The organism is Pseudaeromonas pectinilytica, assembly GCF_054780855.1.
Map to the genome: position 1 here is coordinate 20,916 of NZ_BAAGVN010000129.1, position 6,550 is coordinate 27,465.

A 6,550-nucleotide genomic window follows, 5' to 3' on the forward strand; every position below is an offset into this window, starting at 1 on the left:
CCTTGATGGCAAGTCTGGTGATTGATGAATTACAGCGACATCGGCATGACCCGGTTACGACCCAGCTCTTTGGCGCGATAAAGCTGTTCATCGGCCCGGCGCATGATGTTCTCGTAATTATCGTTTGCCACATATTCGGTGACGCCAAACGATGCAGTGATGGTGTTGAGGTGTTGCCTGCTCTTGCGATCCATGACGCTGATTTTTTCGATGGCCCGACGCAGTGATTCGGCAAATTGACGGGCGATCAGTAAATTGCGGCCAGTCAACAGGATCGCAATTTCTTCACCGCCAATCCGGAACGCGCGCTCGCCACTCTTGCAGCTATCCTTGACCCGACGCGCAATGGCTTTGAGAACTTGATCGCCGAAGACATGGCCGAAACCATCATTGATGTTCTTGAAGCGGTCGATATCGAGAATAATCAGAGCAAAAGGCGTTTGTACCGAGAGTTGATGGTGGATCTCCTGATCGAAGGCACGACGGTTCAGCAGCCCAGTCAGGGAGTCGTGGAAGGCCTCTTCACGGCTTTGCTCCAACTTGCTCTTGAGCTCGGCGATCTCTTTTTCCGCCTCGCTGAGCTGACTGTGAAACTGGCGGGTCGACAGGCTGATATTCCGCGATCCCTGCACCAGCTCGCGAACCAGAGACATGGTCTCTTCTATCGACAGTCCTTCATCGTCGATCTTCATCAGTCGGGAGAAGCTCTTGTCCAGCATAGCTTGAAACTCGCCCGTGCCGCTGAGGGTATCCTGCATGCTGTTGTTAATTTCGGTGACCATGGCCTCCAGGCTCTGTTTCATGGTATCGACATTCCGCTCGGTCTGGGCGGCAACATGCTGCTGATACAGCAACTCGCTGGACAACGGAGTACAAACTCCGGAATCCTCAATTGTCTTGTTAACGGCATCCGTTAATTGCGGGTTGGTTTGTGCGACATAGGTATACCAGAGAGCATAGTTGGTTGGCGTTGTCGGGATCTGGTACTTGATCATCAAGGGGACCGCCTGTTTCAGGTAGGCGGTGGTTTGCGTAAAATTCTCTTTGGACATTGGCGACTCGCACTGCAATTAGGGTCGTTATTGCACTCATCATAGTCTGTGGCACGGGGGGAATGAAACATACCGTGCTATTTGTGATGGGCTTTCGTTATACTTTTCACGACACTTCTCCTATTTCCTTAAACAAGGCCCGCCTATGTCCATTACGGATCCTTTTCGCGAACGCGAAGCCGAAAAATATGAAAACCCCATCCCGAGCCGTGAAGCCATTCTGGCGCTGATTGAGAAACAACGCACTCCAGTCTCCCGAGATGATTTGATGAAGCTGCTCAAGCTGCAAGGTGAAGAGCAGGAAGAGGCGTTGCGGCGTCGGTTGCGCGCCATGGAGCGTGATGGCCAACTGGTTTTCACTCGTGCCAAGGCATATGCCCTGCCAGAGAAGATGAATCTGGTGAAAGGGACGGTACTGGGGCATAAGGATGGTTTTGGCTTTCTGCGTCCGGAAGAGGGTGGTGAAGATCTGTTTCTTGCTCCCCGTGAAATGGATCGGCTGCTGCATGGCGACTTCGTGCTGGTCCAGCCGACTGGACTGGATCCGCGGGGGCGCCGAGAGGCTCGCCTAGTTCGCTTGTTGAAATCCCGGGACATGGATATCGTCGGTCGCTTCTTCGTCGAGAATGATGTGAGCTTTGTTGTGCCTGACGATACCCGTATTGGTCAGGATATTCTGATCCCGCCCGGCATGAATAAGGGAGCCCGGCAAAGCCAGATGGTGGTGGCGCGTATTACCCAGCGTCCGTCTGGCCGCATGAATGCCGTCGGTGAAATCCTGGAAGTCCTGGGCGATCACATGGATCCGGGATTGGAGATCGAAGTTGCGATCCGCACCCATGGTATTCCTCATGTCTGGCCCGCCGAGGTTCTTGAAGAGATCAAGTCCCTGACCGAAGAGGTGCCAGAGCAGGCCAAGATCGGCCGTTTCGATTTGCGTCAACTGCCGTTGGTGACTATCGATGGTGAAGACGCGCGGGATTTTGATGACGCGGTTTTCTGCGAACGCAAACGCTCTGGCGGTTGGCGGTTATGGGTGGCGATTGCCGATGTTTCCTATTATGTCCGCCATGGTAAAGCTTTGGATGCCGAAGCCCATAACCGGGGTAATTCGGTCTACTTCCCGGAAAACGTCATCCCCATGCTGCCAGAGGTGCTTTCCAACGGGCTCTGTTCGTTGAATCCCCAGGTCGATCGGTTGTGTATGGTCTGCGAGATGACCATCAGCGAGCACGGCCGTATGTCCGGTTACAAATTCTTCGAAGCGGTGATGAATTCCCATGCCCGTCTGACCTATTCCAAGGTGGCGGCTATCCTGGACGGTGATCCGAAATTGCGCCAGCAATATGAGCCGTTGGTGGGGCATATTGAGGAGCTGCACCATCTCTATCAGGCGTTAAAACATGCGCGTCACCAACGTGGGGCAGTGGAATTTGAAAGCGACGAAACCCGCTTCATCTTCAATGCCCAACGCAAGATCGAACGAATTGTGCCACTGGTGCGCAACGATGCGCACAAGCTGATCGAAGAGTGCATGATCCAGGCCAACGTCGCTGCGGCACGCTACATCGAGAAGTGCGAAGCCGAGACGCTGTTCCGGATTCACGAGCGGCCCGGTGAACTCAAACTCGACACCTTCCGTAAGTTCCTGGGCGAGTTGGGGCTAGAACTCAAGGGTGGCCTGGAGCCGGAGCCGAAAGATTTTGCTGAGTTGGCGGCCCTGGTGGTGGATCGGCCGGATGTGGAGCTGATCAACACCATGTTGCTGCGGTCCATGTCCCAGGCACAATACTGCGCCGATAATGTCGGTCACTTTGGATTGGCACTGAAATCCTACGCCCACTTTACCTCGCCTATCCGTCGTTATCCGGATCTGCTATTGCATCGCGCAATCAAGTACCAATTAGCCAAAGAGAAGGGGAATCCCAAGCATAAGTGGACGCCAACCGGTGGTTACAACTACCTGTACGATGAAATCGAGCCCATGGGTGAACATTGCTCGATGACCGAGCGCCGGGCCGATGACGCCACCCGTGATGTGGCTGATTGGCTCAAGTGTGAGTACATGCTGGACCACGTCGGCGACGAGATGGAAGGGGTCATTTCCGGAGTTACCGGCTTTGGGATGTTTGTTCGCCTTGCCGAATTGCACATCGATGGCTTGGTGCACATCAGCTCGTTAGGCAATGATTACTACCAGTTTGATGCAGCCCGACAGACTCTGATTGGGGAAAACTTCCGTCGTGTCCACCGTTTGGGTGACAAGGTTCGAGTCAAGGTCATGGGCGTTAATCTGGATGATCGCAAGATCGATTTCCAACTGATCGAGGATCCATTCCTGTTCAAGGGAAAAGATGCCAAGCAGCAGCTCCAGCGTCTCGAAGAGATCAAGGGAGAGAAAGCAAAAGCTGCGCGGCGTCGAGACAACAAGGCAGAACAAAAAAATGCCGAGAAGCCCGGCCACGGCAAGAATGGCGGTCGGAAAGCGGGCGGCAAAGAGTCCTCAGCCAGTGCGCCAGCTGCCAAAAAGAATCATCGCAGTAAGCCCAAGCGCAGCAAGGCTCCGAAAAAGCCTTGAGTTACATACTGTCCGCTGAGACAAGGCGCTCTGAATAGAGCGCTTTGCATTTGCGGATTGCCCCGTCGCTGAGGGTGGGGTAAGAGGCAGGATTATCGCTTCGAGCTGAGCTAGAATAGGGCCGACGTAGGCTCAGGAATCATTGAGCTTCTGCAACACATAAAGGATCCACACGTGAGTAACGAATTGATTTATGGCATTCATGCCGTCACCGCCTTGCTGGAGCGCCAGCCTGAACGATTTCTTGAAGCCTGGGTTCTCAAGGGGCGTGAAGATGATCGCCTGCTGCCATTACTCAACGAATTGCAGCGCTGTGGCGTCAGCATTCAATTGGTAACTCGCAAGACGTTGGATGACAAAGCCGAAGGGGCGACTCATCAAGGCATTATTGCCCGCATTCGCGAAGGCAAAAAATATGATGAACAAGATTTATGGGCCTTGCTGGATCAGCAGGAACAACCTTTCCTACTGATCCTAGATGGTGTCACCGATCCCCATAACCTTGGTGCCTGTTTACGGAATGCCGATGCGGCTGGTGTGCATGCGCTGGTGGTGCCGCGGGATAAATCGGTTACCTTGACCGGTACGGCGCGCAAGGTCGCGTGCGGTGCTGCAGAAACGGTCCCCTTTATTCAGGTCACCAATCTGGCGCGTACGTTGCGGGAATTGCAAGAGCGCGGGGTCTGGATCGTCGGTACCGCCGGTGAAGCGGATCATGACTTGTACCAGAGCAAGCTCACCGGGCCCCTGGCCCTGGTGATGGGAGCCGAGGGGGCAGGGATGCGTCGTCTGACTCGTGAGAACTGTGATGAGCTGATCAGTATTCCCATGTCCGGTGCAGTTTCCAGCCTCAATGTCTCGGTGGCAACTGGGGTTTGTTTGTTCGAAGCGGTGCGACAACGCCGCGGATAATGGACTATTTTGCCATGACAATAAAGAGGATGGCTGGGCCGTCCTTTTTTATGACGGCGACTTTCTGAACCGTTATCCATTGTCCCGTATACGAGACGCTTAAATATTGATTGCGTTCTCAGGGTCCGCTGCGTACAATTCCGCGCCTCAAAAGTCAGTCAAAAACACACTTTTAAGTTCCTTGCCCTCGATGGTTTGACTGAGCCAAGACGGGGGCTACTAAACCGTAAGGAGCAATCCATGCGTCACTACGAAATCGTCTTCATGGTTCATCCGGACCAGAGCGAACAAGTTGCTGGCATGATCGAGCGCTATACTGGCGCCATCGAGAAGTCTGGCGGCAAGATCCACCGTTTGGAAGATTGGGGCCGCCGTCAACTGGCTTACCCAATCGACAAGCTGCACAAGGCCCACTACGTTCTGATGAACGTTGAAGCTGAGCAAGCTGTTATCGACGAACTGGAGTCTAACTTCCGTTACAACGATGCAGTTATCCGCAATCTGATCATGCGCACTAAGAACGCTGTGACCGAAGCCTCTCCGATGGCTAAGGCCCGCGAAGAACGTCAAGGTGGTCGTCGTGACGATCGCGCTGATGACGTATCTGAAGCCGCTGAGTAATTCCAGAGACTATTAAGAGGATAACCGCAAATGGCACGTTATTTCCGTCGTCGTAAGTTTTGCCGCTTTACCGCTGAAGGCGTTACCGAGATCGATTACAAAGATACTCTGACCCTGAAGAACTACGTTACTGAATCTGGCAAGATCGTACCGAGCCGTATCACCGGTACTCGCGCCAAGTATCAGCGTCAACTGGCCCGCGCTATCAAGCGTGCCCGTTACCTGGCTCTGCTGCCTTACACTGATCTGCACAACAAGTGATTTGGCGTTTGGCCTAACTCAACATTGACCGAGGAAAGGTAATGCAAGTAATTCTGCTCGATAAAATCGCTCGTTTGGGCGGTCTGGGTGACACGGTTGAAGTGAAGAGCGGTTTCGCTCGTAACTACCTGATCCCGCAAGGCAAGGCTGTAATGGCTACCAAGGCAAACCTGGAAGTGTTTGAGACTCGCCGTGCCGAACTCGAAGCCAAATTGGCTGGTGTTCTGGCGGCTGCGCAAGCTCGTGCTGCCCAAGTTGAAGCGCTGGAAAATGTGACCATCGAGTCCAAGTCCGGTGACGAAGGTAAGCTGTTCGGTTCTATCGGTACCCGTGATGTGGCTGATGCTATCACTGCTGCCGGTGTAGCCGTTGCCAAGAGCGAAGTTCGTATGCCAGAAGGCGCTTTGCGCTACACCGGCGAATACGAAATCGCTGTTCAGCTGCATGCTGACGTTAAGACCACCGTCAAGATCAACGTAGTTGCTGCCAAGTAACTGTTGACCTTGTTTGTGGAATAAAGAAACCCGCGCCTGTCGCGGGTTTCTTTATATAAAAAATCTGTGCTGACGCTTAATTTGTATGACTCATTTCTTGTATATAGATGGTTGTGGCAACACTGACTTGCCGTTATGCCGACGTAACCAGCAGTTCCAGTAAGCGCTAACTCAGATGCGGTATGCAATATCAGTCATCCGATCGGTTGTCATCTAGCATATATCCGTGCTCGAACTTCCCGTCCGCGGTGGACTGGTGAGCTCTGACTAATAAATCGCCCTGAATTGCCTGATATTTCATCAATAAAAGTGTTTTTGTGCAATTAGTGCGCGGTTGGTTCAGGCGCGCGGATAATTTGATGAATATCGCTTGCGTGAAAGTTCGATGTCCCTATAATGCCGCCTCGCTGACACGGCAAAGCACGCACTCTTCGGAGAACGCTGCAGCGGTGCCAGCCGGGCCGAAATGCCCCGGAGCGAACACGGTAAAATGTGCTTGACTCTGAATCTGGGTGACGTAAGATGCGCATCCCACGGCAGCAAGCCTGCCACGCTCTTTAACAATCAAATCAAGCAATCTGTGTGGGCACTCACAGGAATTGGATGTCAAAAAAATTGATATGCAATGACTG

7 protein-coding genes are annotated in these 6,550 nt (G+C 53.2%); 5 read left to right on the top strand and 2 right to left on the bottom strand.

What is annotated here, in order from left to right:
• Positions 1 to 29 precede the first annotated feature (29 nt).
• On the bottom strand, positions 30 to 1,052 hold the full coding sequence (locus ACYVG7_RS09695; RefSeq protein WP_460882932.1) for a GGDEF domain-containing protein: 1,023 nt from the start codon (positions 1,050 to 1,052) through the stop codon (positions 30 to 32).
• Positions 1,053 to 1,197: 145 nt separating this feature from the next.
• Here ACYVG7_RS09695 and rnr point away from each other — a divergent pair, with 145 nt between their 5' ends.
• The 5 genes from rnr to rplI all read left to right on the top strand — a co-directional run bounded on the left by rnr (position 1,198) and on the right by rplI (position 5,918).
• Positions 1,198 to 3,630: a ribonuclease R gene (gene rnr / locus ACYVG7_RS09700; protein WP_460882933.1), complete on the top strand. Its 2,433-nt coding sequence runs from the start codon at positions 1,198 to 1,200 to the stop codon at positions 3,628 to 3,630.
• Positions 3,631 to 3,804: 174 nt separating this feature from the next.
• Positions 3,805 to 4,542: a 23S rRNA (guanosine(2251)-2'-O)-methyltransferase RlmB gene (gene rlmB / locus ACYVG7_RS09705; protein WP_460882934.1), complete on the top strand. Its 738-nt coding sequence runs from the start codon at positions 3,805 to 3,807 to the stop codon at positions 4,540 to 4,542.
• 240 nt (positions 4,543 to 4,782) lie between these two features.
• Positions 4,783 to 5,163: a 30S ribosomal protein S6 gene (rpsF, locus tag ACYVG7_RS09710; RefSeq protein WP_460882935.1), complete on the top strand. Its 381-nt coding sequence runs from the start codon at positions 4,783 to 4,785 to the stop codon at positions 5,161 to 5,163.
• A 30-nt stretch (positions 5,164 to 5,193) separates the two neighbouring features.
• Positions 5,194 to 5,424 (top strand): 30S ribosomal protein S18, encoded by a 231-nt coding sequence (gene rpsR, locus ACYVG7_RS09715; RefSeq protein WP_460882936.1) that lies wholly within the window; start codon positions 5,194 to 5,196, stop codon positions 5,422 to 5,424.
• A 41-nt stretch (positions 5,425 to 5,465) separates the two neighbouring features.
• On the top strand, positions 5,466 to 5,918 hold the full coding sequence (rplI, locus tag ACYVG7_RS09720) for a 50S ribosomal protein L9 (RefSeq protein WP_460882937.1): 453 nt from the start codon (positions 5,466 to 5,468) through the stop codon (positions 5,916 to 5,918).
• Positions 5,919 to 6,309: 391 nt separating this feature from the next.
• On the opposite strand, the gene ACYVG7_RS09725 is transcribed toward rplI, so the two are convergent.
• A partial coding sequence (locus ACYVG7_RS09725) for a hypothetical protein (RefSeq protein ID WP_460882938.1) occupies positions 6,310 to 6,550 on the bottom strand: 241 nt, incomplete at its 5' end.